This window comes from Paraburkholderia sprentiae WSM5005, from assembly GCF_001865575.2.
Taxonomy (GTDB): Bacteria; Pseudomonadota; Gammaproteobacteria; order Burkholderiales; family Burkholderiaceae; genus Paraburkholderia; species Paraburkholderia sprentiae.
This window is the reverse complement of record NZ_CP017562.2, coordinates 1,870,966-1,896,692: the sequence shown is the minus strand read 5'-3', so window position 1 is coordinate 1,896,692 and position 25,727 is coordinate 1,870,966. Positions and strand designations below refer to the sequence as shown.

Genomic DNA, 25,727 nt, shown 5'->3' with positions numbered 1-25,727 from the left:
CGGATGGCGATCATTTCGAACGGCTCGCGCGCCAGTCGCGCGGCGTCATATGGAAGCGAGACACGAACCAGTTCGTGAACGATCCCTGTTGCGCGTACCCGAGAAGCGCCGAGATCCGTCCGATCGGATAGCTGGGATTGCTCATGTAGCGCACGGCAAGTTCTCCGCGGACTTCCTCGACCTGATCCGAGAAGCTGGTCCCCGCCGAATTCAACTGGCGTTGCATGGTGCGTACGCTCAGACGCAAATGACGGGCAACCAGCTCGGCGTTCGCCTGCTCGAGCGGCAGCAGCAGGTAGATCGCCTTGCGCACTTCGAGCGCGGCCGATTCCGGTCCGGTCACGTTCAGCGGAGACGCAAGGCTCTCCGCATAGCGGACGAGTTCAGGGTCGGCTAGCGGATTCGGGTAGTCGAGATCGGCGCTCGCGCAAACGAAGCCGTTGAAGTCGCTGCGGAACTCCAACGGACAGCCGAAGAAGCGCCGATGAAACGTCAGGTCCGCGGGCGCCCGGTGCGTGAAATGGACCTCGCGCGGTTTCCAGAACTTGCCGAGCAGCGCGCTGGAGTGCCGCGCGAGAACACCGAGCGCCAGCTCGATCGCCTGCGTTGTCGGGGTACCCGATTCGACGACGAGTTCCTCTCGAATGGTGACCGTTTCGTCCGCGTCCTCGACATAGACCGCCAGCGCTTCGTTCAGCAGATGACGGTATTCGGCCGCGGCCAGCAGCACTTCGCGCAGCGTGCGTTTGTGCGCGAGCAGGACATTGATCACGCCGCTGCCGAAGGTCTGCCGCGTTTGCGCCATTTGCAGCGCGAAAGTTGGGCACGAAGCCTTTTCGGCCGTCATTTCCAGCAGCCGGCAACAGGCGGCGGCCGGTACGCGATCGTCCGGATTTGCGAGCGCGCCGGCATCGATGCCGGCCTGCTTGGCGAGCTCGACCGGATTCAGTCCGAGCCGTCGCGTCACTTCGAAATAACCGCTCATGGCCACCGACGCCACCATCGTTTCCATCGTCGTTTCTCCGTACGAGTCACACGCGGGGTAATTTTCTAGTCATTAAACGCTTGCTTCGCGCACAGATTGGTGTTAACGCGCAGTGGCACGAATGGCTAAAAGGATGGCGCCCAATCATAAAAGTGTAGCGCGCGATTGCCGTATCGTGGGTACATGGCGTTCGAAATGTTCCAGCGAATTCGAAGCGACTTCGCGATATCGGAACAGCGTCACCCCAAAACTGGACGGAGGCAAACAAATGCAGTTTCTCGACGATTCGCTGCACCCTGAGAATCAGGACAAGGTAGTCATCACGACCGCGCCGTACGGCCCGGAATGGATGCCCGAGGACTTCCCGGAAGACATCCCCGTCACCATGGACGAGCAGATCCAGAAGGCCGTCGATTGCTACAACGCCGGCGCCACGGTGCTGCACCTGCATGTGCGTGAACTGGATGGCAAAGGCTCGAAGCGCCTGTCGAAGTTCAATGAACTGATCGCGGGTGTGCGTGCCGCGGTGCCCGACATGATCATTCAGGTCGGTGGCTCGATTTCGTTCGCACCGGAAGACGACGGACAGAGCGCGAAGTGGCTGTCCGACGACACGCGCCACATGCTGGCCGATCTCGAACCGAAGCCCGATCAGGTGACGGTCGCGATCAACACCACGCAGATGAACATCATGGAGCTGCTCTATCCGGAGTATCTGGAAGGCACCTCGCTGTCCAACCCCGCGTTCATGAGCGCCTATAGTGAAATGACCGTTCCGGCTGGCCCCGCATGGGTCGAGGAGCACTTGCGCCGCCTTCAGGCGTCGGGGATCCAGCCGCACTTCCAGCTCACCGGCATCCACGCGCTCGAAACGCTCGAGCGCCTCGTGCGCAAGGGCGTGTACAAGGGACCGCTGAACCTGACGTGGATCGGTATCGGTGGCGGCTTCGACGGCCCGAATCCGTTCAACTTCTTCAACTTCGTGCATCGCGCGCCGGATGGCTGCACGCTCACCGCCGAGTCGCTGCTGAAGAACGTGCTGCCGTTCAACATGATGGCGATGTCGATGGGCCTGCATCCGCGCTGCGGTATCGAGGACACGATCATCGACCAGCGCGGCAAGCGCTTCACGTCGGTGCAGCAGATCGAGCAGTGCGTGCGCGTCGCGCGTGAACTGGGGCGCGAGATTGCCACTGGCAAAGAAGCGCGCGAGATCTATCGTATCGGTGTGCAGTACGAGACGATCGACGAGACGCTCGTCGCCAACGGCATGGCGCCGAACCGCAAGACCGGTGTCAGGAATCTGCCGCTGCGCGCGGCGTGATCGCCGGGAGCCCGGACCGACGCGTAAGCCGAGGCCGGGCTTCACGGGCAGCGCTCCCCGGCGCATAGCGGGCAGCCGGTAGCGGAATCCATAACAGGTCGTCGGCCCTCGCGGGCAAGGCGGCCGCCAAGGCGTCAGCCTGGAAGGAGACAGAACCATGCTCATTCAGCATGCTGGGCCCACGACGGGCGAAGTTTCGGTAGCACAGACGGGCGTGCGCGCTTATGCATGGGTGGTGTTTGCGTTGACGGTCGGGTTGCTGCTGTCCGACTACATGTCGCGGCAAGTGTTGAATGCGGTGTTTCCGCCGCTCAAGGCCGCATGGCATTTGTCCGACGCGCAACTGGGTTCGCTCAGCAGCGTAGTCGCGCTGATGGTCGGTGTGCTCACGTTTCCGCTGTCGGTGCTCGCCGACCGCTGGGGCCGCGTGAAGAGCATCGTGCTGATGGCGGCGATGTGGAGTCTCGCGACGGTGGGCTGCGCGGTCTCGACGAGCTATGGCCAGTTGCTGCTTGCGCGTGCCTTCGTCGGTATCGGCGAAGCAGCTTACGGTAGTGTCGGCATCGCAGTTGTCCTGAGCATTTTCCCGGTGCGGCTGCGCGCCACGCTGACCGGCACCTTCATGGCGGGCGGCGCGTTCGGCTCGGTGCTGGGTATGGCCCTCGGCGGCGCGGTGGCGGCTCACCTCGGCTGGCGTTCGGCATTCGGCGCAATGGCGGCGATGGGGATCGTGCTGGTCGCGATCTACCGCCTCGTCGTCACCGAAAAGCGTCTTGTGCCGCTGCAGCCGGCGAGCGTGACGAGGCAGGCGCAATCGCGCGGCGTGTGCATGAGCCTGCGCGCGCTGATGCAGGGACTGTTCTCGACGAAGTCCGTGGTGTGCGCTTATGTGGGCAGCGGCCTTCATCTGCTGGTTCCCGCCGCTGTGTGGGCGTGGTTGCCGAGCTTCCTGAATCGCTACTACGGCATGGCCACCGGCAAGGCCGCGATGTGCGCTGCGGTGTTCGTGCTGGTAACCGGGGTGGGCATGGTGGTGTGCGGAAACCTCGCCGACCGGCTCAGCAAGAACGCCCGGGAACGCAAATGGGTCGCCGCGATCGCTTTCTGCCTCGCCTGTTTCGTCCTGCTCGCGATTGGCTTCCAGATGCCCGCGGGGCCGTGGCAACTCGTCGTGATCGGTGCCGGCATGTTCTTCTGCGCCGGCGCGAGCGGCCCGTCGGGCGCGATGGTGGCGAACCTCACGCCGCCGACGATTCATGCCTCGGCGTTTGCGACTCTGACGCTCGCGAACAACCTGCTGGGCCTCGCGCCGGCGGCTGTCCTCACCGGCATTGTCGCCGATCGGATCGGGCTGCTGGGCGCGTTGCAACTGGTGCCGTTCGCACCGCTCGTCGCGGCTGCCGCATTCATGATCGGCAAACGGAACTACTCGGGCGACCTCGATCGTCTCAACGCCCTGCGTGAGCGGGCCGCAGGCTGACATCACGGCGCGCCGCGCGGACGGCATAGTGAACAGAACCTGTCACGCCGCCGCGGGCGCAACGAACTCTGCAGATTGCAGATCTTGTAAAGAATTGGAGATTCGACATGGCAAAGGCAGTTCGCTTTCATGAAACCGGTGGTCCCGACGTCCTGCGCTACGAGGACGTCGAAGTGGGCAACCCCGGCCCCGGACAGGTTCGCCTGCGCCATCAGGCGGTGGGCCTCAATTTCGCCGACACCTATTTCCGCAGCGGCCTGTACCCGGTCGCGCTGCCCGCGGGGATGGGCGTGGAGGCCGCGGGCGTGGTCGAAGCCGTTGGCCCGGACGTGATGAACGTGGCAGTGGGCGATCGTGTGACCTACACGGGCTTTATCAACACGCTCGGCGCGTATAGCACCGAACGCCTGATTCCGGCTGCGCCGCTGATCCGGCTGCCCGATGCGATCGACTGCGAAACGGCGGCCGGCATGACCATGCGCGGCCTGACCGCCGCGTATCTGATGCGCCGCATTCACGACTTCAAGGTGGGCGACACGATCCTTCTGCATGCCGCCGCCGGCGGTGTCGGCCTGATCGTTTCGCAATGGGCGAAGCTGCTGGGCTTGACCGTGATCGGCACGGTTTCGACCGAGGCCAAGGGCGAGGTGGCCCGCGCTCACGGCTGCGAGCACATCATCAACTACAGCCGCGAAGACGTCGCCAAGCGCGTGCGCGAACTGACCGATGGCGTCGGCGTGAACGTGGTGTTCGACAGCGTCGGCAAGGATACCTTCGAGGCCTCGCTCGATTCGCTGAAGCGCCGCGGTCTGATGGTTTGCGTCGGTACGGCTTCCGGCCCGATTCCGCCGTTCAATCCGCAATTGCTGGCGATGAAGGGTTCGCTCTATCTGACCCGCCCGGCGCTCGCGGACTACATCGCCGACCCGGTCGAGAAGAACGATCTTGCCGGCGAAATCTTCGAACTGATCGCGTCGGGACGCATCAGCATCGAGGTCAATCAGCGTTATGCGCTCGAAGATGCGGCGCAAGCGCATCGGGATCTGGAATCGCGCAAGACGACGGGTTCGTCGGTCTTCGTGATCTGAGGAGCGAGTCATGCGAGTCGAACCATTGACGTACTCGATCGGCGCCGAACTGACCGGGGTGAATCTCGCCCATGCGATCAACGACGATGGCCTGTTTGCCCAGATCCGCTCTGCGCTGCTCAAGCACCGGGTTCTGTTCCTGCGCGACCAGGACATCACGCGCGCCGAACACCTGGCGTTTGCGCGCCGCTTCGGCGAACTGGAAGACCATCCGGTCGCGGGCAGCGATCCGGAGCATCCGGGTCTCGTGCGCATCTACAAGACCCCGGAGCAGCCCAACGACCGCTACGAAAACGCGTGGCATGCCGACGCCACGTGGCGCGAAGCGCCGCAGTTCGGCGCCGTGCTGCGCTGCGTGGAGTGTCCGCCCGTCGGCGGCGACACGATGTGGGCGAATATGGTCCTCGCCTATGAGAATCTGCCGGCGCACGTGAAGACGCAGATCGCGGACCTGCGCGCGCGCCACAGCATCGAGGCGAGCTTCGGTGCCGCGATGCCGATCGAAAAACGTCTCGCGCTGAAGGCGCAGTTTCCGGACGCCGAGCACCCGGTCGTGCGAACGCATCCGGAGACGGACGAGAAGGTGCTGTTCGTGAACGCCTTCACCAGCCATTTCACGAACTATCACACGCCCGAACGCGTGCGTTTCGGACAGGACGCGAATCCGGGCGCGGGCGATCTGCTGCGCTATCTGATCAGCCAGGCGTACATCCCCGAGTACCAGGTGCGCTGGCGCTGGCAGAAGAACAGCATCGCGATCTGGGACAACCGCAGCACCCAGCACTATGCGGTGATGGACTACCCGCCGTGCCATCGCAAGATGGAACGGGCCGGGATTATCGGCGACAAGCCGTACTGAACTGGCACGTAGCTTCCCATGAATTACGAATTGACACCGACCATTCTGATGGTCCCGGGCCTGCGCGACCACGTCGCGGAGCATTGGCAAACCCTGCTGCAGCAACGGCTGCCGAAAGCGCTCTCGGTGCCGCCGCTCGAGCACGACAAGCTCAGTTGCGCGGCCAGGGTCGCGGCGCTCGACGCCGCGCTCGCGAGGATCGACGGCCCGGTACTTCTGGTCGCGCATAGCGCGGGTGTGATGATCACCGTGCATTGGGCGGCGCAGCACAAGCGCGAGATTCACGGTGCGCTGCTCGCGGCGCCCGCGGACCTCGAAACGCCGATGCCGGCGGGCTATCCGGAGCTGGATACGCTCGAACACAACGGCTGGTTGCCGATTCCGCGCGAGCCGCTGCCGTTCCCGAGCATCGTCGGTGCTAGCCGCAACGATCCGCTCGCGCGGCACGAGCGTGCCCAGGACATGGCTCAGGACTGGGGCAGCCGCTTCGTCGATCTCGGCGAAGTGGGGCACCTCAACCCCGCTGCGGGCTTTGGCGAATGGCCGATGGCCGAGACGTTGATTCGCCGGTTGGTACTGATGTGACGCGGCCCGCGCCGGATCAGAAGGAGTCTGGGATGTCCCGTCAGAGCGTGGTGGGTGTTGCCGGCGAGCTCGCGCCGGGCCAGCGCAAGCTGGCCTTCATCGAAGGTCGCAGCATCGTGCTTTTCAACATCGACGGCACGCTTCACGCCGTCGACAACGCCTGTCCGCACAACGGGGCCTCGCTCGCGAGCGGAAAGCTGGAAGGCTGCATGTTGCGCTGCCCGGCGCACGGATTGAGCTTCGACGTGCGCACCGGCTGTATGCCGGGAACAGGCGGATTGAGTGTGACGACCTTCCCGGTCGGAATAGTGGATTCAAAGGTGGTGGTGAGTATCGACGAGCCGAACGCGACGCCCTCGCAGGCGCGAGCCGGCAGCGCGACAACGTAGGACGGCCAGGCCGGCTATGAGACGCCACAACCAATCAGGAGACGGAAAGATGCAAGGCTTGATGATGCAGCAGTCGCTGCTGGTCTCCGCGCTGCTCACGCACGCGGAGCGCCATCACAGCGAACAGGAAATCGTGTCGCGACGCGTGGAAGGGGACGTCCATCGTTATTCGTATCGGCACCTCGCGCAGCGCGCGCGCCGCATGGCCAACGCGCTGTCGACGCTCGGCGTCGCCCGGGGCGAGCGCGTCGCGACGCTCGCGTGGAACGGCTATCGTCACATGGAGCTGTATTTCTCCGTGTCGGGTTCCGGCTCGGTGCTGCATACGCTGAACCCGCGGCTGCACGTCGACCAGCTGGCGTACATCATCGAGCATGCGGAAGATCGTGTTGTGTTCTTCGACCTGACGTTTCTGCCGCTGATCGAGAGCGTCGCGCCGCAGGTCAAGAGCCCGAAGATATTCGTGGCGATGACCGATCGCGCGCACATGCCGCAAACAAGCGGCATGAACGCCATGCTGATGTGCTACGAGGACCTGCTCGATCTTCACGACGACGTTTTCGAGTGGCCGGTGCTCGACGAGAACAGCGCGTCGTCGCTGTGCTACACCTCGGGCACCACCGGCAATCCAAAGGGCGTGCCGTATAGCCATCGCTCGACGGTGCTGCACACCTACGCGGCGGCGCTGCCCGATTCGCTGAACTGTTCCGCGCGCGATGTGATCCTGCCGGTCGTGCCGATGTTCCATGTGAACGCGTGGGGACTGCCCTACGTCGCCTGCATGGTCGGCGCGAAGCTCGTGTTTCCGGGGCCGGCGCTCGACGGCAAGTCGCTCTATGAACTGATCGAAACGGAACACGTGACGCTGTCGGCCGGCGTGCCGACCGTGTGGCAGGGATTGCTCACGCATGTCGATGCGATGGGCGGGACCTTCTCGTCGATGCGGCGCACGGTGATCGGCGGCGCGCCGTGTCCGACCGCGATGACCGAGGCGTTCCAGCAGCGCCACCAGGTCGAGGTGCTGCACGCGTGGGGTATGACCGAATTGAGCCCGATCGGCACGGTCTGCAGTTTCAAGGCGCATCAGCAGTCGCTGCCGATGGCGGAGCAGTACACGATTCAGGCGAAGCAGGGACGCGCGCTGTTCGGCATCGACATGAGGATCGTCGGCTCTGACGGTAATGAATTGCCGTGGGACGGCGAGAGCGCTGGCGATCTGCAGGTGCGCGGTCACTGGGTCACGCAGCAGTACTTCGGCGCCGACGTCGAGTCGCCATTGTGCGACGGCTGGTTTCCAACCGGCGACATCGCGACGATCGACCCGCACGGCTTCATGCAGATCACCGATCGCAGCAAAGACGTGATCAAGTCGGGTGGCGAATGGATCAGTTCGGCGGCCATCGAAAACGTCGCGTATCTGCATCCGGAAGTCTCGATGGCCGTCTGTATCGCCGCACGGCATCCGAAGTGGGACGAACGGCCGCTGCTGCTGGTCGTGAAAAAGCCGGGCAGCGATCTGGCCAGCGACGAACTGCTGTCCTTCTTCAACGGCCGGGTCGCGCGCTGGTGGACACCCGATGCAGTGGTGTTCGTCGACACCGTTCCTCTCGGCGCGACGGGCAAGGTGCTCAAGAACCAGTTACGCGATCAGTTCGGGGATTACTACCTGCCGGCCTGACGGGTCGCTGTCGCAGCAACGCAGTTCGATTCACGCAACAAGGCGACCGGGTGAACCCGGCGCTCACATAACCACCAATCATCTGGAAGCGACCGCGGCATGGCTTTTGTGCCAACGCCGGTATGCGGAGGAGACACAATGAAATTGAAGTCAAGCAGCGCTATCGCGTTGGCTGTTTTGGCCACGGCGGCTCATGCGCAATCGTCGGTGACGCTTTATGGCGTAGTCGATACGGGGCTGCTGTATCAGAGCACATCGGCGGCGACCTTTCTGCCGCACGCGCCGAACACGGGCAAAATTTATCAGCTGAAGGACGGCGGTATCTATTCGAGCTTCTGGGGTGTGAAGGGAAGCGAAGACATCGGCGGCGGCTACAAGATCAACTTCAAGCTGCAGGGTACGTTCAACACTGCGAACGGCAAGTTCGGCCTGTCCGACACGCCGGGCGTGACCGCGATCTTCAATCAGTTCGCGACAGTCGGCGTGTCCGGGCCCTTCGGTACCTTCGACGCTGGCCGGCAGATCGTGCCGATGATCTACGCGATGGCGGAAACCGACGTCCGCGGCGCGCAGTATTTCGGCAGTATTCTGACCGCGTGGCTGGGCGTCAATCAGGCGGCCGGCTGGCCCGGCACCAGCACGAACGCGCCGATTGGCGCGCTGTACGACAGCAACGCGCTCGTCTACAACTCGCCGAAATTCCATGGCGCGTCGCTTGCGCTCGAGTACGCGCCGGGCGGCGTCGCCGGTCATTTCCAGGGCGGTACGCGCGAGTCGGCCGTGCTCAAGTATTCGAACTACGGTCTGAATCTGTCCGCGCTGTATTACAACGGCCACGATACCAACCCGTATCCGATCACCTACCCGGCAGCCCCCGCTATCCCGGCGACCGGGCTTGCGAACAACCGTTTCTACTATTTTGGTGCGATGTACACGATCGCCGGATTTTCGGTGTCGGCCTCGTACGGCGCCGGCAAGAACCCGGCGCATAGCAACACCGCGGATTTCGAAATGATCTCGGGGGGCCTCGGCTACCAGATCAATCCGCGTTTCAAGATCACGTCCGGGTACTACTACCTGAAAGACAAGAACAACTCGGCGAACCATTCCAGCGAAATCGCTGTGGGTGCGGAATACAACCTATCCCAGCGCACAAGGGCGTACGCGCAAGTGGGTTACGTCGACAACAAGGGAACCATGAACCAGACCATCGTCTATGGCGCCCCGGTTGCGCCTGGCGTGTCCACCACGGCGGCCATGATCGGCATCCGTCACAGCTTCTGATCAAGTGATCAATAACAAATGGAGTATTCGATGAAAAGCATTCAGGCACGCGCGTTGGCGATTGCCACATTGATTCTGGCCGCGTCCGGCAACGCATGGTCGCAGCCGGGCCAGGCGGCCAGCGCACCTTCGGGCACGCCGGGCACACCCGGGATGGAAGCTAACGCCGCATCGCCTGTCAGCGCAAGGAAAGCCAATCGCGCGCTGCGTCGGCAGGTGTATGCCGCGATCGGCAAGCACAAGGAGATCAGCGCCGGAAATATCAGCGTGACCGCGAGAGGTAGCGTGGTGACGTTGAATGGCACCGTGACCGACGCTTCGCAGGTCAATCAGGTTGCGGAGATCGCCAAAGGCGTTCCCGGGGTGACTTCGGTGATCAACAAGCTGACCGTGCAAAAACCGTTGGGCGGGATGTAAAGGGCTCACGCATCGGCGGAGTCAACGCGAGGCGACCACCATAACAAGCCACCACCTGTCGACCAGCGTTACTACGAGCGGCATTGACTTCGCCAGGAACATTTTCCAGATCCACGGCGTGAACGGGCACGCCAAGGCCGGTTGAAGAAGCGGTTCAAGCGATCGTATCAGTTCAAATCGATCTCCACCCGCCGGTTTTTTGCGCGTCCGCTTGCGGACGTATTCGGCGCAACTGGATGTGCACTGCCGTATCCGTTGACAACGAATTGCCGCGACTTCAGTCCGCGGCTTTGCAGATACTGTGCGACGCTCTGCGCACGCTGTGTCGATAATTTCTGGTTGTAGGCGTTCGATGCCGTCGCGTCGGTATAGCCATTCACCGTGACGGTGTCGAACGTCGTGCCTGCGGCAGTCTTGATAAGCGCGTCGAGGCGCAGACGAGCATCGGTCGTGAGCGTCGCCTTATCGAGTTCAAAATTTGCATCGGCGCTCAACGAGAGCTTCTGTGGCGGCGTGCGTGCCGGAGCGGGGACCTGCGTGACGGCGGTGGGAGCAGCCACCGGCGTGGGGGCTGTGAGCGGCGCGGTCTGCGCGACAGGCGCTGTTCCGCACTGGAATGTCAGCGTGCGCGCATCGCGATGGCTTCCAGCAGCAGCAAGCGGCGCAATCTCCTGCGTCGGACGCATGGGGTTCTTGCCGCAGATTTCACGGGCCTTCGAATAACAGGTGTCCTGGCTCGAGAACAGTCCCTCGCAACTCACCTGAAACGCTTTTTGATCATTCGGCAGATTGATCGAGTAGGCACTGAATGTGGGCCCTGACGCGGCGGAACATCCCGCAAGCGCTACGCTAATCAGCAGCGCCGCGCCGAATTTTTGTGTCGTGTCAAATTTCATGGATATTGAACCTCATCGGTATTCTTCTTTGTCGACAGGGATTCACGTCAGGTTCGTTGCATCGCTAAGTTTGACGTTGCTGGTTGGTCTCCTGCGCGCGAGTTCGTGAACTCTAGCCGGGTTGATGCCTTCTGATTGCCACACTTTGTGAACCTGTTTGGCGAGATTTTCCGGTAAGCGATTTAGCGAAACATTCAACCACAGACCTTCGCGACGCAAATCTGAAGTTCTGTCAAACATTGCGGATTTACGTCAGTTATCCGAATAGAGTTAACGCGTGCTTCACAGCCTCGCGAAAAGCGCTTACCTTACGCTCAAAAGATCGCCTCGCCTTGCACAGGCGCTTCAGCGCTGCAATTTCAAGAGAACAAAAATGAAGAGCATCGATCTCGTCAAATCAGTTGATGCGGTATTTTCCGATTTGAACCGGCAGTGTCTTGCGGAGCAAATCGGCCTGTCGTCGGAAATGCTCGGGAGGGTCACGACACTTGCCAGTCCCGCGCTGATTGCGTCGCTGATGGCGGGTGCGGCGACACCCGATGGTGTGAGGGCCGTATTCTCCGCTGTCACGTCGCCCGAAGCGAATGCCCGTATCGAAGAGCAATTCCTGCGGCTGTGTAGTGCTTCGTCGAGTATCAAGGATCTTGAAACGACCGGCGAGTCGCTCTTCGTGCATGCTACCGGCAGGCGAATCGCGCTGACGAGTGATCCGATCGCGCGTCAGAACGGCATACCGGCTCAGGCTGCTCATGTCATGACCGCGCTGGTCGGTTCGGTGCTGTTCGGCGTGCTCAAACATCACGTTCTACTCGAACAAGGAACGTTGGCCGGACTGCCTGTGTTGCTCGGCGATCAGTTGCCAGTGGTATCGCGGCATTTGACCGATCGCGTCGCCGAATCGATCGGATTCGATAATGCTGGCGATTTCACTCGGTCGATTGCCGGCAAGCTCGAATCAGCGGCGGCACATATGATGCAACCGGTGGCTGAAGATGAAAACGCACTCCGACGTTCCGCACTTGCCGCGCCGCACGGCGTCGCGGCGCCGGTAGCCGGAGCGAGGTCTTCGCGCAGAGGCATATGGCTGCTGTTTGCCGTGTTGGCGGCCGCACAGTTCGGCCTTTTCGCCTATGCCCATTTCCACGGACAGAGGATGGGGGCTAAGCCGACCATGTCGTCGAATGATTCGACCCATGGCGTCGTTGCGCCCTCGATCGCGTCGGCCACGGCTGGCGTCGTAACGCGACCGGATGCGGCTTCATCCGTGCCTCAGGGATCCGCGGCCGCACCGATGGCAGCATCAGGAAGTGCAGCGTTTGCCCCGGGGACTCATGCTGCATCGGAAGCGGCTTCAAATCTGGCGGCGAACGCGTCCACAAGAAGTGGCAGGCTCGCATTTAGCGTCAATCAAGCTGGCGTACCTTCTTTAACGGGTACGCTCAGTAGCGATGCGGAGCGGCAAACGCTTATTGACGCGTTGAACCGAAAATTTGGTGCCGGACGCTTCGCCGCCGATCTGAAAGTTGACGCGAGCCTGCGCGCAACCGACTGGCTGGCGCACGTCGATGAACTCTTGTCGTTGATGGCTTTGCCTGGCGCCGAAATTGGAATCGACACGCAGCGCATCGAGCTTGGTGGGGCGGCTGCGAAAACATCGCTCGGCTGGCAGCAGCGCTTGCAAAATGTGTTCGGTCCGTCCTGGGAAATCGGTCAGTTCAGTGCGGATAAAGCCGTTGATCTCGCCACGCAGTTGTTTTTGAGCACGATGGTGAAGCTGCTCAATGCGGGCGATGCGTGCATCGGTCCGGATGTCGCCAAAGTGCTGAACTTGCAGGTCGTCGACTTCGCGGCATCTAGTGGGCATATCCCCTTATCCGCGAGAGAGAACCTTGCCGAGTCCGCGCAGCTGCTTAAGGCATGTTCTGACAATGGTCATCCGGTGGCACTCGACATCAACGCCTATTCCGATAACGTCGGCGATGAGCAGGCCAATCGGCTGCTTTCGCAAAAGCGTGCGGACGCGGTGCGGGCTTTTTTTATCGAGGCGGGTGTCACGCCGGACCTCTTGACGGCGCGCGGCTATGGTTCAGCGACGCCAATCGCGAGCAATGCGACGGCTGGAGGTCGCTTTGCGAATCGCCGTGTCGAATTTGTGCTGGCGCAAGCGTCGGCTAGATAACGGATTGTGTGGGAATCGGGTATTTTTCCGAAGCCAAACGAAAAGTTGCCTTGATCTGTCGAACCTGACAACAAGGCACCCGATGTCACAATTCTTGGCAACCCCCACGTAGGTCTCCAGTTACATTCCGTTGCAAGTGTTCTGACCAAGCATTGTGAGCACTGAAACCAGACTGGAGCTATCAATGGCAAGCCCGCATCGGGTCCAAGTGACCCTTTCGTTTCACCCGGAAGATTACGCCGCATTCAAGGTGGCCGCGCGAGCTACCGGTCTTGACGAGTTGTCGTTCGGCGTTCTGGCAGTCCATCGCGAGGCGCGTCGCGTGTTGGCCGAAGAACGGCACACTCGCGAAACCGTTCCAAACGATCACCAAATTTTTTGATTGGCGAAGGTGCGCGGCATGACTGCATGGTGTGCAGAGGATCTTCTCTATCTACGCCTCGGCACCGAGACGCCGACTTGGTTTCTTGCCGCGGATGACGACATGCTGTTACTCGCGGCCGGCCACAGCGAGCAACGCGTCGGGGTTCGACTCAGCAGTGTGCAGTTGGAGAAGATACGCATGGCGAGAGGCGGTGTAGTAAAAACTGCGATGGGCGTGATCATTCTTGGGGCGCATTTTCGACTGTATCTGGTGGGCCGGAAAGTCAACGATCATGTGTGGCAAGGGAAAGCGTCCAATGATGCTAATTTTCTCCATATGGCGCGCGCCGCGGAGGAGTCGATTGCCTATCCACGGATAGCGGTAGATGCCGTAACGGCGCCCTGGAAATGGTGAACGGCGATGAGCGCAAAAAAAATGAATGAGTCAGAGACGAAAACGATCTTGGAACTGCATCATCGACTTCAAGCGATGGAAGCGTGGGTCACATCAAAGCCTGCCATTGTGACGGGCGTGCAAGGGGTGAGGATGATGCGCCTGGTTGCACTGATGTCGGGCGATGCATTCCGGTATGTGCTTGCGGGGACGAGACCAAAAGGGCGCTGGTGCTAGTGTGCGCCGGGGGAAATTGCACCTGCCAGAGATCGACAGACTGTGCCGTTCACAAAGCCGTGCAAACGCTTTATTCGAGAAAAGTTGATACATGCGAACTGAAGTAACTATTCAACCCGGGTTACCTGCGGCAAACAGATTCGCGCGCTGGACAGACGAGGTTGACGGCATGTCGGGTCTTGGCAAGCGCTGGATCGTGTCGTTCGCCGTCGGGGCGGTTTCCCTGTCACTGCTGTTCGCGTGGGGATTTCTCCATTTGATTCTCGCGCTGATATTTCCGAAGTAGGTGGCTGCGGTGTTGTCCAACGAAGAAAGTCTCAGATTGCTCAGGTTGGTTTATCACCGCCAGATCCCGTGGACGAAGAAACCGAAGAAACTGGTTACGCTTCGCAACCTCGGACTTGTTGAGATCCAGCGCTTGCCACCCAGAGTCCACGCGAGAGTTCCTGAACCCATCGACATTGCGATCCTGACCGAACCGGGGCAGGAAGAATTTGCGCGTCTCGAGAAAATGGCTTCGCTTCCAGACTGGCAGTGGACGGGGTTGCTCGCGTATCAGGTGAAACCCGAAACTTTACTGTGAGTCAACCTGTGAGGTGGGCGGGGTTGAGGATATATAAGCGAGGTAGAAAGCGCTAATGAGTGATGCCGTGTCTCGCGATCAGCCGGTCAATCTGTTCGGTGCTAATCGGCTCTGAAATGTAGTAACCCTGGCAATCTATATGTCCGACTGTCATGGCCCATGCAAACTGCGCCGCCGTCTCGATGCCTTCGATGACAACGCGTTTGCCGAGGCGCTGCCCGAGCTGCACGAGCGATTCCACTACCACTTTTGAATCGGCGTTGTCCTGAATATCGCGCATGAACTTGCGATCCAGCTTGAGTGTATCGACGCCAAGCCGATGGAGAACGGCAAGCGACCAGCACCCCGAGCCGAAGTCGTCGATTGCGACGCTTACGCCGGATTCCCTGAGAGACTTTACCGCCGACGCAAGCGTGTCGATCGAACCGGGATCGGTGTTTTCGGTGAGTTCGATCTGCAACCGGGACGCATTCAGCGAGCGGGTGCGAAGCAGGGTGGATAGCTTGTTTGTAAACCCGGGGCGGCCAATTTCTCTAGCGGGAAGATTGACCGCTAGAGAAAGCGTGTCGTACCCGCGGGTTGTCCAGTCAGCCAGCGTCTGGGTCGCTTCGGCGACGACGAAATCCGTGAAGCTCGCGGTTAGCGGGGAGTCTTCCACAAAGTGGATGAACGCATCTGGTGTGAGAACCCCGCGTGCAGGATGGCGCCATCGCAGCAGTGATTCGAAGCCAGACAGCCGGCCTTGCTGCAGTCGAAGTTTGGGCTGATAGACGAAGAAGAATTCCCGTCTGGCTAGTCCGCGCTCCGCGTCGCCGATTGTGCAGGAGTTGCAAATGTTCGCGGCTATGTGTTCCATGGCAATCTCTGATGCACGTGTGTTGCAGGCCTCACATCGGGCGAACCGACGTTCGTGCCGTTTATCGACGAACTGTTCCGACAATGGAATCGTACTGAACTATGTCGAACGGGTTGTGAATTATTGAAACGTGGCGCATCAATGAAGCATGCGTTTCATGGTCTTCCCATTCCGGCGGTTCACTTTCTGTGACGCGTTGATCCACGATGCCTTCTACCATTCACTCACTGGAAAACTGGGAAGGATCGTGCATTCAACGTATTTGGCTGAAAGGTTTTTTGGGGGCGTGACATTGGGCGTCCTCGTCGGATGGTTCGTCTCCGCCGGAGTGGATCATTGGAAGTTGACCTTTTCCATCGGTCACGGATTCGCGTTGCGACTGGCGCTGAAGGCTGTCGCTTCGGCCTGTTTGCTGTTGCCGAGGCCCTTGTTGCTGAAGACGGTTTTGCGGTCTCGGCGTAGCGTGTTTACTCGTGACGAGCATGTGCGCGCAATGCTGATGGGGCGCGTCGTCGGTCTGGTTGGTGGTATCTGGGTCGGTGCGACAGTGAACAGCTTGCTTGCTTGAGTGTTTTGTTCCGGATGGCGAGTAAGCGTGCGGCGGCAGTGTTCGCGGGTGGCTATTCCGAGCTCGATCAAAATTTTCGATTGCAGTACCGCGCGCCGATTTTAACTATCCGGTCCACGAATGTTGTGAATGTTTGTGAACTCGAGCGATATTGCGCGCCAAGTGTCTCGAAACGGCGAATCCGGAAGAATTGACGTGACTTCAGTATTTTCAAGCTGATACATATGCGCGTCGATAAGGAGATATTCAGAGATCGGGGCGAGAGTTAAGTGCTTTCATAAGATTCAGTCAGTTTTCAATTCGTTCACTCACATACACGCAAGTTTCCAGAATCCACATGATGGTCGGAGGGTGGGTTTGCGTTGCCCTGGCGGAGATCTTCGTCTCCGCGGGGATGAAACTCGCAACGAGGATTGAAGTTGGGGCAGGCGAAAAGCAGGGCGTGGGGCGCTGCGTGCGCAGATACCCGAGGGCATCAAGGCATGTCACAAATATTCGCAAAGCGGGTTAAGGCGATCGATATGCTGACCAATATGTTCTTTGGGTAATGAGATTGCCTTGAAAGGAATTCGGCAACGAATTCCGCGTGATGGGGTTGGCGAAGGGATCTCATGTGTTCTGTCGAGGCCGTAGTGAACCCGGATCGAAGAGTTGCGGATGATCGGGTGAGAGAATAGGGTGGGCAATAAAGAATGAACAAGACATACCGATCGATCTGGAACGAATCGCTGGGGGCTTGGGTTGCAGTGTCGGAAATCGATTCTGCAAGGGGGAAGCCCAAAAAGTCAAAGTTAGTTCGTGCTACCGCCTTGGCAATCGTGGCTTTAGGTGCGCAGGGACATAGTGCTTATGCACAGTACTCTGCAGGGAATGGCTCAGCGTCGGTAATTGCTAGTGTCGCTATTAGTGCGCCTGGTGGAGTTGCTGCTACAGCGAATGCGACTTATGCGACCGCAGTTGGTGGCCAGACTGACGCCATTGCGAGTGGGGCAACGGCTGTCGGTGCCGGGAGTACGGCCAGTGGTGTGTGGGCTACGGGACTCGGGTTTCTGAATGTTGCGTCGGGTTCGGGTTCGACTGCGATTGGCAATTACTCAACTGCAAGCAACATCGACTCGATAGCCATTGGTAGTACCGCTGTAACAAACGCTGCGAACGCTATAGCCATTGGTAGTACCGCTCAAGCAAATGGTCTGGACGCCATTGCGATTGGCCTTGGGAGTGTTGTCACTAGTAGTGCGACTTGGGCAGTGGCTATTGGCGTTCAGAGTACTGCTTCGGGTGTATCGGCTGTCGCGCTTGGAACTGTAGCTGTTGCGTCAGGTAGTCAGTCGACGGCTCTTGGATACCACTCGACAGCAAATGTTGCCAATTCGGTCGCGCTCGGCTCGAGCGCCAGTACGACCGGTACCGCGACGACGGCCACCGGCGGAACCGGCACGGTCAGCAGCGCGACAATCGGTGGGACCACGTTTGGGTCGTTCGCCGGCTCTAATGGCGCTGCCGGTGTCGTCAGTGTTGGAGCGGCGGGGGCCGAGCGGCGCATACAGAATGTGGCCGCGGGGCTAGTCGGCGCAAGCAGTACTGACGCGGTAAATGGCAGCCAGTTGTATTCGGTCGCGAGTACGGTGGACTCACTGTCGACGTCGACGTCGACGGGCCTGAGCTCGCTGTCTACCGGTTTGAGCACGACGAATAGCAACGTCACCCTGCTGTCGACATCGGCGTCGACGGGGCTGAGTTCACTGTCTACCGGTTTGAGCACGACGAATAGCAACGTCACGCTGCTGTCGACATCGGCGTCGACGGGGCTGAGTTCACTGTCTACTGGTTTGAGCACGACGAATAGCAACGCCACGCTGCTGTCGACATCGGCGTCGACGGGCCTGAGCTCGCTGTCTACCGGTTTGAGCACGACGAATAGCAACGTCGCGCTGCTGTCGACATCGGCGTCGACGGGGCTGAGTTCACTGTCTACCGGTTTGAGCACGACGAATAGCAACGTCACGCTGTTGTCGACGTCGGCGTCGACGGGCCTGAGCTCGCTGTCCACCGGTCTGAGCACGACCAACAGCGCTGTCTCGTCGCTGTCGACTTCGACGTCCACCGGCGTTGCGTCCTTGTCGACGGCAGTTTCAAATTCGGTTCAATACGACGACGCGTCGCATGCGAAGGTCACGCTTGGCGGTGCGGGCTCGAGCACGCCGGTGACGCTGACTAACGTCGCCGCCGGCGTGAATCCGACCGATGCGGTCAATTTCGGCCAATTGACGTCGCTGTCCACTTCGACGTCGACAGGCCTTAGTACGGTGCAGAGCGGCGTGGATTCGCTGTCCACCGGCGTCAGCTCGCTGTCGACGTCGACCTCAACGGGTCTCAGCACGGCGCAAAGCGGCGTGACTTCGTTGTCCACCGGCCTGAGCACGACCAACAGCAAAGTTACCTCGTTGTCCACGTCTACATCGACGGGCCTCAGCACGGCACAGAGTGGCGTGAATTCGTTGTCCACGGGTTTGGGCTCGCTGTCGACATCGACCTCGACCGGCATTGCGTCGCTGTCCACCGGCGTTGCGAACGCGGTCCAGTACGACGACTCGACGCATAGCAAGGTTACGCTCGGTGGCGCGGGCGCGAGCACGCCGGTAACCCTGACTAATGTCGCAGACGGCGTGAACGCGGCCGATGCCGTCAATTTCGGGCAGCTGACTTCGTTGTCCACGTCCACCTCGACCGGCCTGAGCACGACGCAAAGCGGTGTGACGTCGCTGTCCACCGGTTTGAGCACGGCCAACAGCAAAGTCACCTCGTTGTCCACGTCCACATCGACGGGTCTCAGCACGGCGCAGAGCGGCGTGACTTCGCTGTCGACAGGCCTGAGTACGACCAATAGCACGGTTACGTCGCTGTCGACCTCGGCTTCGACAGGTCTGAGCACGGCGCAAAGCGGCGTGACTTCGCTGTCGACGGGCCTGAGCACGGCCAACAGCACCGTTACGTCGCTGTCCACCTCGGCTTCGACCGGTCTGAGTACGGCGCAAAGCGGCGTGACTTCGCTGTCGACGGGGCTGAGCGCGACCAATAGCACGGTTACGTCGCTGTCGACTTCAGCTTCAACCGGTCTGAGCACGGTACAAAGCGGCGTGACGTCGCTGTCCACTGGCCTGAGCACGACCAATAGCACGGTCGCTTCGCTGTCGACGTCGACCTCGACCGGCATCTCGTCGCTGTCGACGGGCATCGCGAACGCGGTCCAGTACGATGATCCGTCCCATACCAAGGTCACGCTGGGCGGTGCAGGTTCGAGCACACCGGTGACGCTGACCAACGTCGCCGCCGGCGTGAACCCGACCGACGCCGTCAACTACGGCCAGTTGACCTCGCTGTCGACCTCGGCTTCGACCGGCCTCAGTACAACACAGAGCGGTGTGAACTCGTTGTCCACGGGCGTGAGCTCGCTGTCGACTTCCGCCTCGACCGGCATCGCTTCGTTGTCGACGTCGGCCTCGACGGGCATCAGCACGGTACAGAGCGGCGTCACTTCGCTGTCGACAGGCCTGAGCGCAACCAACAGCACGGTCACGTCGTTGTCGACTTCCGCGTCGACCGGCATCGCTTCGCTGTCGACCTCAACCTCGACCGGTATCAGCACGGCACAGAGCGGTGTGACTTCACTGTCCACGGGCTTGAGCACGACCAATAGCGCGGTCACTTCGTTGTCGACCTCCGCGTCGACCGGTCTGAGTTCGCTGTCGACCTCGACCTCTACAGGCATCAGCACGGTGCAGAGCGGTGTGACGTCGTTGTCGACCGGTCTGAGCACGACCAACAGCACGGTCACGTCGTTGTCGACTTCTGCGTCGACCGGTCTCAGCTCGCTGTCCACGTCGACCTCGACCGGCATCTCGTCGCTGTCGACGGGCATCGCGAACGCGGTCCAGTACGATGATCCGTCGCATACCAAGGTCACGCTGGGCGGTGCAGGTTCGAGCACACCGGTGACGCTGACCAACGTCGCCGCCGGCGTGAACCCGACCGACGCCGTCAACTACGGCCAGTTGACCTCGCTGTCGACGTCGGCGTCGACGGGCTTGAGCACGACGCAAAGCGGTGTGACTTCACTGTCGACCGGGCTGAACACGACCAACAGCACGGTCACATCGCTGTCGACGTCGGCGTCGACCGGCCTCAGCACGGCACAGAGCGGGGTCAACTCGCTGTCCACGGGCGTGAGCTCGCTGTCGACTTCCGCCTCGACCGGCATCGCTTCGCTGTCGACGTCGGCCTCGACGGGCCTCAGCACGGTACAGAGCGGCGTCACTTCGCTGTCGACCGGCCTGAGCGCGACCAACAGCACGGTCACCTCGTTGTCGACATCGGCTTCGACCGGCATCGCTTCGCTGTCGACTTCTGCGTCGACCGGCCTGACTTCGCTGTCGACGTCGGCATCGACCGGCATCAGCACGGTACAGAGCGGCGTCACTTCGCTGTCGACAGGCCTCAGCACGACCAACAGCACGGTCACCTCGTTGTCGACATCGGCTTCCACCGGCATCGCTTCGCTGTCGACCTCTGCGTCGACCGGCCTCAGCTCGCTGTCCACGTCGACCTCGACTGGCATCTCGTCGCTGTCGACGGGCATCGCGAACGCGGTCCAGTACGATGATCCGTCCCATACCAAGGTCACGCTGGGTGGTGCAGGTTCGAGCACTCCGGTGACGCTGACCAATGTCGCCGCCGGCGTGAACCCGACCGACGCCGTCAACTACGGCCAGTTGACCTCGCTGTCGACCTCGGCGTCGACGGGCTTGAGCACGACGCAAAGCGGTGTGACTTCACTGTCGACCGGCCTGAGCACGACCAACAGCACGGTCACGTCGCTGTCGACATCGGCCTCGACCGGCCTCAGCACGGCACAGAGCGGTGTGAACTCGCTGTCCACGGGCCTGAACTCGCTGTCGATCTCCGCGTCGACGGGTCTCTCGTCACTGTCGACGTCGGCCTCGACGGGCATCAGCACCGCGCAAAGCGGCGTGAGTTCGCTGTCGACCGGCTTGAGCACGACCAACAGCAACATGGTTTCGCTGTCGAATTCCGCTTCGACTGGCCTGAGTTCGCTGTCGACGTCGGCCTCGACCGGCCTCTCTTCACTGTCGACCTCGACGTCGACCGGTATCAGCACGGCGCAGAGCGGCGTCAATTCGCTGTCCACGGGCGTGAGCTCGCTGTCGACTTCCGCTTCGACCGGCATCGCTTCGCTGTCGACGTCGGCCTCGACTGGCCTCAGCACGGTACAAAGCGGCGTCACTTCACTGTCCACGGGATTGAGCACGACCAACAGCACGGTCACGTCGTTGTCGACCTCCGCGTCGACCGGCCTGAGCTCGTTGTCGACCTCGACCTCTACAGGCATCAGTACGGTGCAGAGCGGTGTGACGTCGTTGTCGACCGGTCTGAGCGCAACCAACAGCACAGTTACGTCGTTGTCGACTTCCGCCTCGACGGGTCTGAGCTCGCTGTCGACCTCGGCGTCGACCGGCCTGAGCTCGCTGTCGACTTCGACCTCGACGGGCATCAGCACGGCACAGAGCGGCGTGACTTCGCTGTCGACGGGCCTCAGCACGACCAACAGCACGGTCACCTCGTTGTCGACCTCGGCTTCGACCGGCATCGCTTCGCTGTCGACCTCCGCGTCGACCGGCCTGAGCTCGCTGTCGACGTCGACCTCGACGGGCATCAGCACGGTACAGAGCGGCGTGACTTCGCTGTCGACGGGCCTCAGCACGACCAACAGCACGGTAACCTCGTTGTCGACATCGACCTCGACCGGCATCGCTTCGCTGTCGACCTCGGCGTCGACCGGCCTGAGCTCGCTGTCGACGTCGGCCTCTACAGGCATCAGCACGGCACAAAGCGGCGTGACTTCGCTGTCGACCGGCCTGAGTTCGCTGTCGACGTCGACCTCGACCGGCATCTCGTCGCTGTCGACGGGCATCGCGAACGCGGTCCAGTACGATGATCCGTCGCATACCAAGGTCACGCTGGGTGGTGCAGGTTCAAGCACACCGGTGACGCTGACCAATGTCGCCGCCGGCGTGAACCCGACCGACGCCGTCAACTACGGCCAGTTGACCTCGCTGTCGACCTCGGCGTCGACGGGCTTGAGCACGACGCAAAGCGGTGTGACTTCACTGTCGACCGGGCTGAGCACGACCAACAGCACGGTCACGTCGCTGTCGACGTCGGCCTCGACCGGCCTCAGCACGGCACAGAGCGGGATGAACTCGTTGTCCACGGGCCTGAACTCGCTGTCGACCTCCGCGTCGACGGGTCTCTCGTCACTGTCGACTTCTGCTTCGACCGGCGTGAGCTCGTTGTCGACGTCGGCTTCGACGGGCATCAGCACGGTACAAAGCGGCGTGACTTCGCTGTCGACCGGGCTGAGCGCGACCAATAGCACGGTCACTTCGCTGTCGACGTCGGCTTCGACCGGTATCGCTTCGCTGTCGACTTCCGCCTCGACCGGTATCAGCACCGCACAGAGCGGCGTCAATTCGTTGTCCACGGGTCTGAACTCGCTGTCGACGTCGGCCTCGACCGGCCTCTCTTCACTGTCGACCTCGACTTCGACCGGTATCAGCACGGCGCAGAGCGGCGTCAATTCGCTGTCCACGGGCGTCAACTCGTTGTCGACGTCCGCTTCGACCGGCATCGCTTCACTGTCGACGTCGACCTCGACGGGCATCAGCACGGCACAGAGCGGCGTGACTTCACTGTCCACGGGATTGAGCACGACCAATAGCACGGTCACTTCGCTGTCGACCTCCGCGTCGACCGGCCTGAGTTCGCTGTCGACGTCGGCCTCGACGGGTCTGAGCACAGTACAAAGCGGCGTGACATCGCTGTCCACGGGGCTTGGCTCGCTGTCGACTTCCACTTCGACCGGCATCTCATCGCTGTCGACCTCGGCCTCTACCGGCATCAGCACGGCACAGAGCGGCGTGACCTCGCTGTCCACGGGGCTGAACTCGCTGTCGACTTCGGCTTCGACCGGCATCTCATCGCTGTCGACCTCGGCCTCTACCGGCATCAGCACGGCGCAGAGCGGCGTGACCTCGCTGTCCACGGGTCTGAGCTCGCTGTCGACGTCGGCCTCGACCGGCATCAGCACGGTACAGAGCGGCGTCAATTCGCTGTCGACGGGCTTGAGCACGACCAATAGCACGGTCACGTCGTTGTCGACTTCCGCCTCGACCGGCATTGCTTCGCTGTCGACCTCGTCGTCCACGGGCATCAGCACGGCACAAAGCGGTGTGACTTCGCTGTCCACAGGCCTGAATTCGCTGTCCACGTCGACCTCGACCGGTTTGAGCTCGCTGTCGACGTCCACGTCGACGGGTATCAGCACAGCGCAAAGCGGCGTGACCTCACTGTCCACCGGCGTGAGCTCGCTGTCGACCTCGGCTTCGACGGGCATCAGCACCGCACAGAGCGGGGTGACTTCGCTGTCCACAGGTCTGAACTCGCTGTCGACTTCGACGTCGACCGGCCTCTCGTCGCTGTCGACGTCGAGCTCGACGGGCATCAGCACGGCGCAAAGCGGGGTGACTTCACTGTCCACGGGTCTGAGCTCGCTGTCGACGTCGACCTCGACCAGCATCTCGTCGCTGTCGACCGGCGTCGCGAACGCGGTCCAGTACGACGATCCGTCGCATACGAAGGTCACGCTGGGCGGCGCGGGCTCGAGCACACCGGTGACGCTGACTAACGTCGCCGCGGGCGTGAACCCGACCGATGCGGTCAACTTCGGGCAGCTGACCTCGTTGTCCACCACTGCGTCGACGGGCCTCAGCTCGGTGCAGAGCGGCGTGAACTCGTTGTCGACGGGTCTGAGCACGACCAACAGCACGGTCACGTCGCTGTCGACGTCGGCCTCGACCGGTCTGAGCTCGCTGTCGACGTCCGCTTCGACCGGCATCAGCACGGTGCAAAGCGGCGTGACTTCACTGTCCACCGGCGTGAGCTCGCTGTCGACTTCGACGTCGACCGGTATAGCGTCGCTGTCGACGTCGAGCTCGACGGGCATCAGCACCGCACAAAGCGGAGTGACTTCGCTGTCCACAGGTCTGAGCTCGCTGTCCACTTCGACCTCGACGGGTCTGAGCTCGCTGTCGACCTCGGCCTCGACGGGTATCAGCACGGTGCAAAGCGGCGTGACTTCCTTGTCCACCGGCGTGAGCTCGCTGTCGACCTCGGCTTCGACGGGCATCAGCACGGCGCAAAGCGGTGTGAATTCGCTGTCGACGGGCCTGGGCTCGCTGTCCACTTCGACGTCGACCGGTTTGAGCTCGCTGTCGACGTCGGCCTCGACGGGTATCAGCACGGTGCAAAGCGGCGTGACTTCACTGTCCACCGGCGTGAGCTCGCTGTCGACCTCCGCTTCGACGGGTATCAGCACGGCGCAGAGCGGTGTGAATTCGCTGTCGACGGGTCTGAGCTCGCTGTCCACTTCGACGTCGACCGGTTTGAGCTCGCTGTCGACGTCGGCCTCGACCGGCCTCAGCTCGCTGTCGACGTCGACGTCGACGGGTCTCAGCACCGCACAAAGCGGCGTTAATTCGCTGTCGACAGGCTTGAGCACGACCAACAGCAACGTGGTTTCGCTGTCGACATCGGCCTCGACCGGTCTGAGTTCGCTGTCGACGTCCGCTTCGACGGGCATCAGCACGGTTCAAAGCGGCGTGGCTTCGCTGTCCACCGGCGTGAGCTCGCTGTCGACTTCCACGTCGACCGGCATCGCGTCGCTGTCGACGTCGAGCTCGACGGGTATCAGCACCGCACAAAGCGGTGTGACTTCGCTGTCCACAGGCCTGAATTCGCTGTCGACCTCGACCTCAACCGGTCTGAGCTCGCTGTCGACGTCGGCCTCGACGGGTATCAGCACGGTGCAAAGCGGCGTGACTTCCTTGTCCACCGGCGTGAGCTCGCTGTCGACCTCGGCTTCGACGGGCATCAGCACGGCACAGAGCGGGGTGACTTCGCTGTCCACAGGTCTGAACTCGCTGTCGACTTCGACGTCGACCGGCCTCTCGTCGCTGTCGACATCGAGCTCGACGGGCATCAGCACGGCACAAAGCGGGGTGACTTCACTGTCCACGGGCCTGAGCTCGCTGTCGACGTCGACCTCGACCAGCATCTCGTCGCTGTCGACCGGCGTCGCGAACGCGGTCCAGTACGACGATCCGTCGCATACGAAGGTCACGCTGGGCGGCGCGGGCTCGAGCACACCCGTGACGCTGACTAACGTCGCCGCCGGTGTGAACCCGACCGATGCAGTCAACTTCGGGCAGCTGACCTCGTTGTCCACCACCGCGTCGACGGGTCTCAGCTCGGTGCAGAGCGGTGTGAACTCGTTGTCGACGGGTCTGAGCACAACCAACAGCACGGTCACGTCGCTGTCGACGTCAGCCTCGACCGGTCTGAGCTCGCTGTCGACGTCCGCTTCGACCGGCATCAGCACGGTGCAAAGCGGCGTGACTTCGTTGTCCACTGGCGTGAGCTCGTT

18 protein-coding genes and 1 pseudogene are annotated in these 25,727 nt (G+C 61.6%); 16 read left to right on the top strand and 3 right to left on the bottom strand.

Going from position 1 to position 25,727, the window contains the following annotated elements; all coding sequences use genetic code 11:
• Positions 1 to 10: 10 nt before the first annotated feature.
• Complete coding sequence (locus BJG93_RS25385) at positions 11 to 1,012, bottom strand: AraC family transcriptional regulator (protein WP_027194088.1); 1,002 nt, start codon at positions 1,010 to 1,012, stop codon at positions 11 to 13.
• Between the two features lie 241 nt (positions 1,013 to 1,253).
• Between BJG93_RS25385 and BJG93_RS25380 the strand changes: the two genes are divergently transcribed.
• From BJG93_RS25380 to BJG93_RS25340, 9 genes are all read left to right on the top strand, one after another.
• Positions 1,254 to 2,309: a BKACE family enzyme gene (locus tag BJG93_RS25380; protein ID WP_027194087.1), complete on the top strand. Its 1,056-nt coding sequence runs from the start codon at positions 1,254 to 1,256 to the stop codon at positions 2,307 to 2,309.
• Between the two features lie 157 nt (positions 2,310 to 2,466).
• The gene (locus BJG93_RS25375; RefSeq protein WP_027194086.1) at positions 2,467 to 3,789 is read left to right on the top strand and encodes an MFS transporter; all 1,323 of its coding nucleotides are present in this window, start codon (positions 2,467 to 2,469) and stop codon (positions 3,787 to 3,789) included.
• A gap of 107 nt (positions 3,790 to 3,896) precedes the next feature.
• Entirely contained in the window at positions 3,897 to 4,877 is a 981-nt protein-coding gene (locus tag BJG93_RS25370; RefSeq protein ID WP_027194085.1) for a quinone oxidoreductase family protein, read from the top strand.
• Positions 4,878 to 4,887: 10 nt separating this feature from the next.
• A complete protein-coding gene (locus BJG93_RS25365; protein ID WP_027194084.1) occupies positions 4,888 to 5,736 on the top strand; it encodes a TauD/TfdA dioxygenase family protein in 849 nt (282 codons plus the stop codon).
• An 18-nt stretch (positions 5,737 to 5,754) separates the two neighbouring features.
• Entirely contained in the window at positions 5,755 to 6,321 is a 567-nt protein-coding gene (locus BJG93_RS25360; protein ID WP_027194083.1) for an RBBP9/YdeN family alpha/beta hydrolase, read from the top strand.
• A 32-nt stretch (positions 6,322 to 6,353) separates the two neighbouring features.
• Positions 6,354 to 6,710: a Rieske (2Fe-2S) protein gene (locus BJG93_RS25355; RefSeq protein WP_027194082.1), complete on the top strand. Its 357-nt coding sequence runs from the start codon at positions 6,354 to 6,356 to the stop codon at positions 6,708 to 6,710.
• A 49-nt stretch (positions 6,711 to 6,759) separates the two neighbouring features.
• Entirely contained in the window at positions 6,760 to 8,388 is a 1,629-nt protein-coding gene (locus tag BJG93_RS25350; RefSeq protein ID WP_027194081.1) for a 3-(methylthio)propionyl-CoA ligase, read from the top strand.
• Between the two features lie 138 nt (positions 8,389 to 8,526).
• Positions 8,527 to 9,672 carry a porin gene (locus BJG93_RS25345; protein ID WP_027194080.1) on the top strand — a complete coding sequence of 382 codons (1,146 nt, stop codon included), beginning with the start codon at positions 8,527 to 8,529 and terminating at the stop codon, positions 9,670 to 9,672.
• Positions 9,673 to 9,702: 30 nt separating this feature from the next.
• Positions 9,703 to 10,089, top strand: coding sequence for a BON domain-containing protein (locus BJG93_RS25340; protein ID WP_027194079.1), 387 nt, complete (start codon positions 9,703 to 9,705; stop codon positions 10,087 to 10,089).
• Positions 10,090 to 10,256: 167 nt separating this feature from the next.
• On the opposite strand, the gene BJG93_RS25335 is transcribed toward BJG93_RS25340, so the two are convergent.
• Positions 10,257 to 10,985, bottom strand: a complete 729-nt coding sequence (locus tag BJG93_RS25335) for an OmpA family protein (RefSeq protein WP_051374153.1) — start codon at positions 10,983 to 10,985, stop codon at positions 10,257 to 10,259.
• Between the two features lie 373 nt (positions 10,986 to 11,358).
• On the opposite strand from BJG93_RS25335, the gene BJG93_RS25330 reads away from it, so the two are divergent.
• The 5 genes from BJG93_RS25330 to BJG93_RS25310 all read left to right on the top strand — a co-directional run bounded on the left by BJG93_RS25330 (position 11,359) and on the right by BJG93_RS25310 (position 14,741).
• Positions 11,359 to 13,164, top strand: coding sequence for an OmpA family protein (locus BJG93_RS25330; RefSeq protein WP_027194077.1), 1,806 nt, complete (start codon positions 11,359 to 11,361; stop codon positions 13,162 to 13,164).
• Between the two features lie 184 nt (positions 13,165 to 13,348).
• On the top strand, positions 13,349 to 13,546 hold the full coding sequence (locus BJG93_RS25325) for a hypothetical protein (RefSeq protein WP_027194076.1): 198 nt from the start codon (positions 13,349 to 13,351) through the stop codon (positions 13,544 to 13,546).
• Positions 13,547 to 13,564: 18 nt separating this feature from the next.
• Entirely contained in the window at positions 13,565 to 13,942 is a 378-nt protein-coding gene (locus BJG93_RS25320) for a hypothetical protein (RefSeq protein ID WP_154671676.1), read from the top strand.
• A gap of 307 nt (positions 13,943 to 14,249) precedes the next feature.
• Positions 14,250 to 14,444, top strand: coding sequence for a hypothetical protein (locus tag BJG93_RS25315; RefSeq protein ID WP_167544164.1), 195 nt, complete (start codon positions 14,250 to 14,252; stop codon positions 14,442 to 14,444).
• Between the two features lie 9 nt (positions 14,445 to 14,453).
• Positions 14,454 to 14,741 (top strand): hypothetical protein, encoded by a 288-nt coding sequence (locus BJG93_RS25310; RefSeq protein ID WP_231337519.1) that lies wholly within the window; start codon positions 14,454 to 14,456, stop codon positions 14,739 to 14,741.
• A 52-nt stretch (positions 14,742 to 14,793) separates the two neighbouring features.
• Here BJG93_RS25310 and BJG93_RS25305 read toward each other — a convergent pair whose 3' ends face one another.
• On the bottom strand, positions 14,794 to 15,597 hold the full coding sequence (locus tag BJG93_RS25305) for an EAL domain-containing protein (protein WP_051374151.1): 804 nt from the start codon (positions 15,595 to 15,597) through the stop codon (positions 14,794 to 14,796).
• A gap of 157 nt (positions 15,598 to 15,754) precedes the next feature.
• On the opposite strand from BJG93_RS25305, the gene BJG93_RS25300 reads away from it, so the two are divergent.
• Together BJG93_RS25300 and BJG93_RS36515 are read left to right on the top strand one after the other, a co-directional pair.
• Complete coding sequence (locus BJG93_RS25300) at positions 15,755 to 16,165, top strand: hypothetical protein (RefSeq protein WP_154671674.1); 411 nt, start codon at positions 15,755 to 15,757, stop codon at positions 16,163 to 16,165.
• A gap of 692 nt (positions 16,166 to 16,857) precedes the next feature.
• Positions 16,858 to 25,521, top strand: a pseudogene (locus tag BJG93_RS36515) (ESPR-type extended signal peptide-containing protein); the annotation flags it as partial.
• Positions 25,522 to 25,727: the final 206 nt, after the last annotated feature.

Bases quoted from the DNA above. Each gene is read 5' to 3' on its own strand.
- BJG93_RS25305 (WP_051374151.1), bottom strand. From the start codon at position 15,597: ATGGAACACATAGCCGCGAACATTTGCAACTCCTGCACAATCGGCGAC.
- BJG93_RS25320 (WP_154671676.1), top strand. From the start codon at position 13,565: ATGACTGCATGGTGTGCAGAGGATCTTCTCTATCTACGCCTCGGCACC.
- BJG93_RS25330 (WP_027194077.1), top strand. From the start codon at position 11,359: ATGAAGAGCATCGATCTCGTCAAATCAGTTGATGCGGTATTTTCCGAT.
- BJG93_RS25365 (WP_027194084.1), top strand. From the start codon at position 4,888: ATGCGAGTCGAACCATTGACGTACTCGATCGGCGCCGAACTGACCGGG.
- BJG93_RS25370 (WP_027194085.1), top strand. From the start codon at position 3,897: ATGGCAAAGGCAGTTCGCTTTCATGAAACCGGTGGTCCCGACGTCCTG.
- BJG93_RS25315 (WP_167544164.1), top strand. From the start codon at position 14,250: ATGCGAACTGAAGTAACTATTCAACCCGGGTTACCTGCGGCAAACAGA.
- BJG93_RS25300 (WP_154671674.1), top strand. From the start codon at position 15,755: ATGGTCTTCCCATTCCGGCGGTTCACTTTCTGTGACGCGTTGATCCAC.
- BJG93_RS25380 (WP_027194087.1), top strand. From the start codon at position 1,254: ATGCAGTTTCTCGACGATTCGCTGCACCCTGAGAATCAGGACAAGGTA.
- BJG93_RS25325 (WP_027194076.1), top strand. From the start codon at position 13,349: ATGGCAAGCCCGCATCGGGTCCAAGTGACCCTTTCGTTTCACCCGGAA.
- BJG93_RS25355 (WP_027194082.1), top strand. From the start codon at position 6,354: ATGTCCCGTCAGAGCGTGGTGGGTGTTGCCGGCGAGCTCGCGCCGGGC.
- BJG93_RS25340 (WP_027194079.1), top strand. From the start codon at position 9,703: ATGAAAAGCATTCAGGCACGCGCGTTGGCGATTGCCACATTGATTCTG.
- BJG93_RS25350 (WP_027194081.1), top strand. From the start codon at position 6,760: ATGCAAGGCTTGATGATGCAGCAGTCGCTGCTGGTCTCCGCGCTGCTC.
- BJG93_RS25385 (WP_027194088.1), bottom strand. From the start codon at position 1,012: ATGGAAACGATGGTGGCGTCGGTGGCCATGAGCGGTTATTTCGAAGTG.
- BJG93_RS25375 (WP_027194086.1), top strand. From the start codon at position 2,467: ATGCTCATTCAGCATGCTGGGCCCACGACGGGCGAAGTTTCGGTAGCA.
- BJG93_RS25360 (WP_027194083.1), top strand. From the start codon at position 5,755: ATGAATTACGAATTGACACCGACCATTCTGATGGTCCCGGGCCTGCGC.
- BJG93_RS25345 (WP_027194080.1), top strand. From the start codon at position 8,527: ATGAAATTGAAGTCAAGCAGCGCTATCGCGTTGGCTGTTTTGGCCACG.
- BJG93_RS25335 (WP_051374153.1), bottom strand. From the start codon at position 10,985: ATGAAATTTGACACGACACAAAAATTCGGCGCGGCGCTGCTGATTAGC.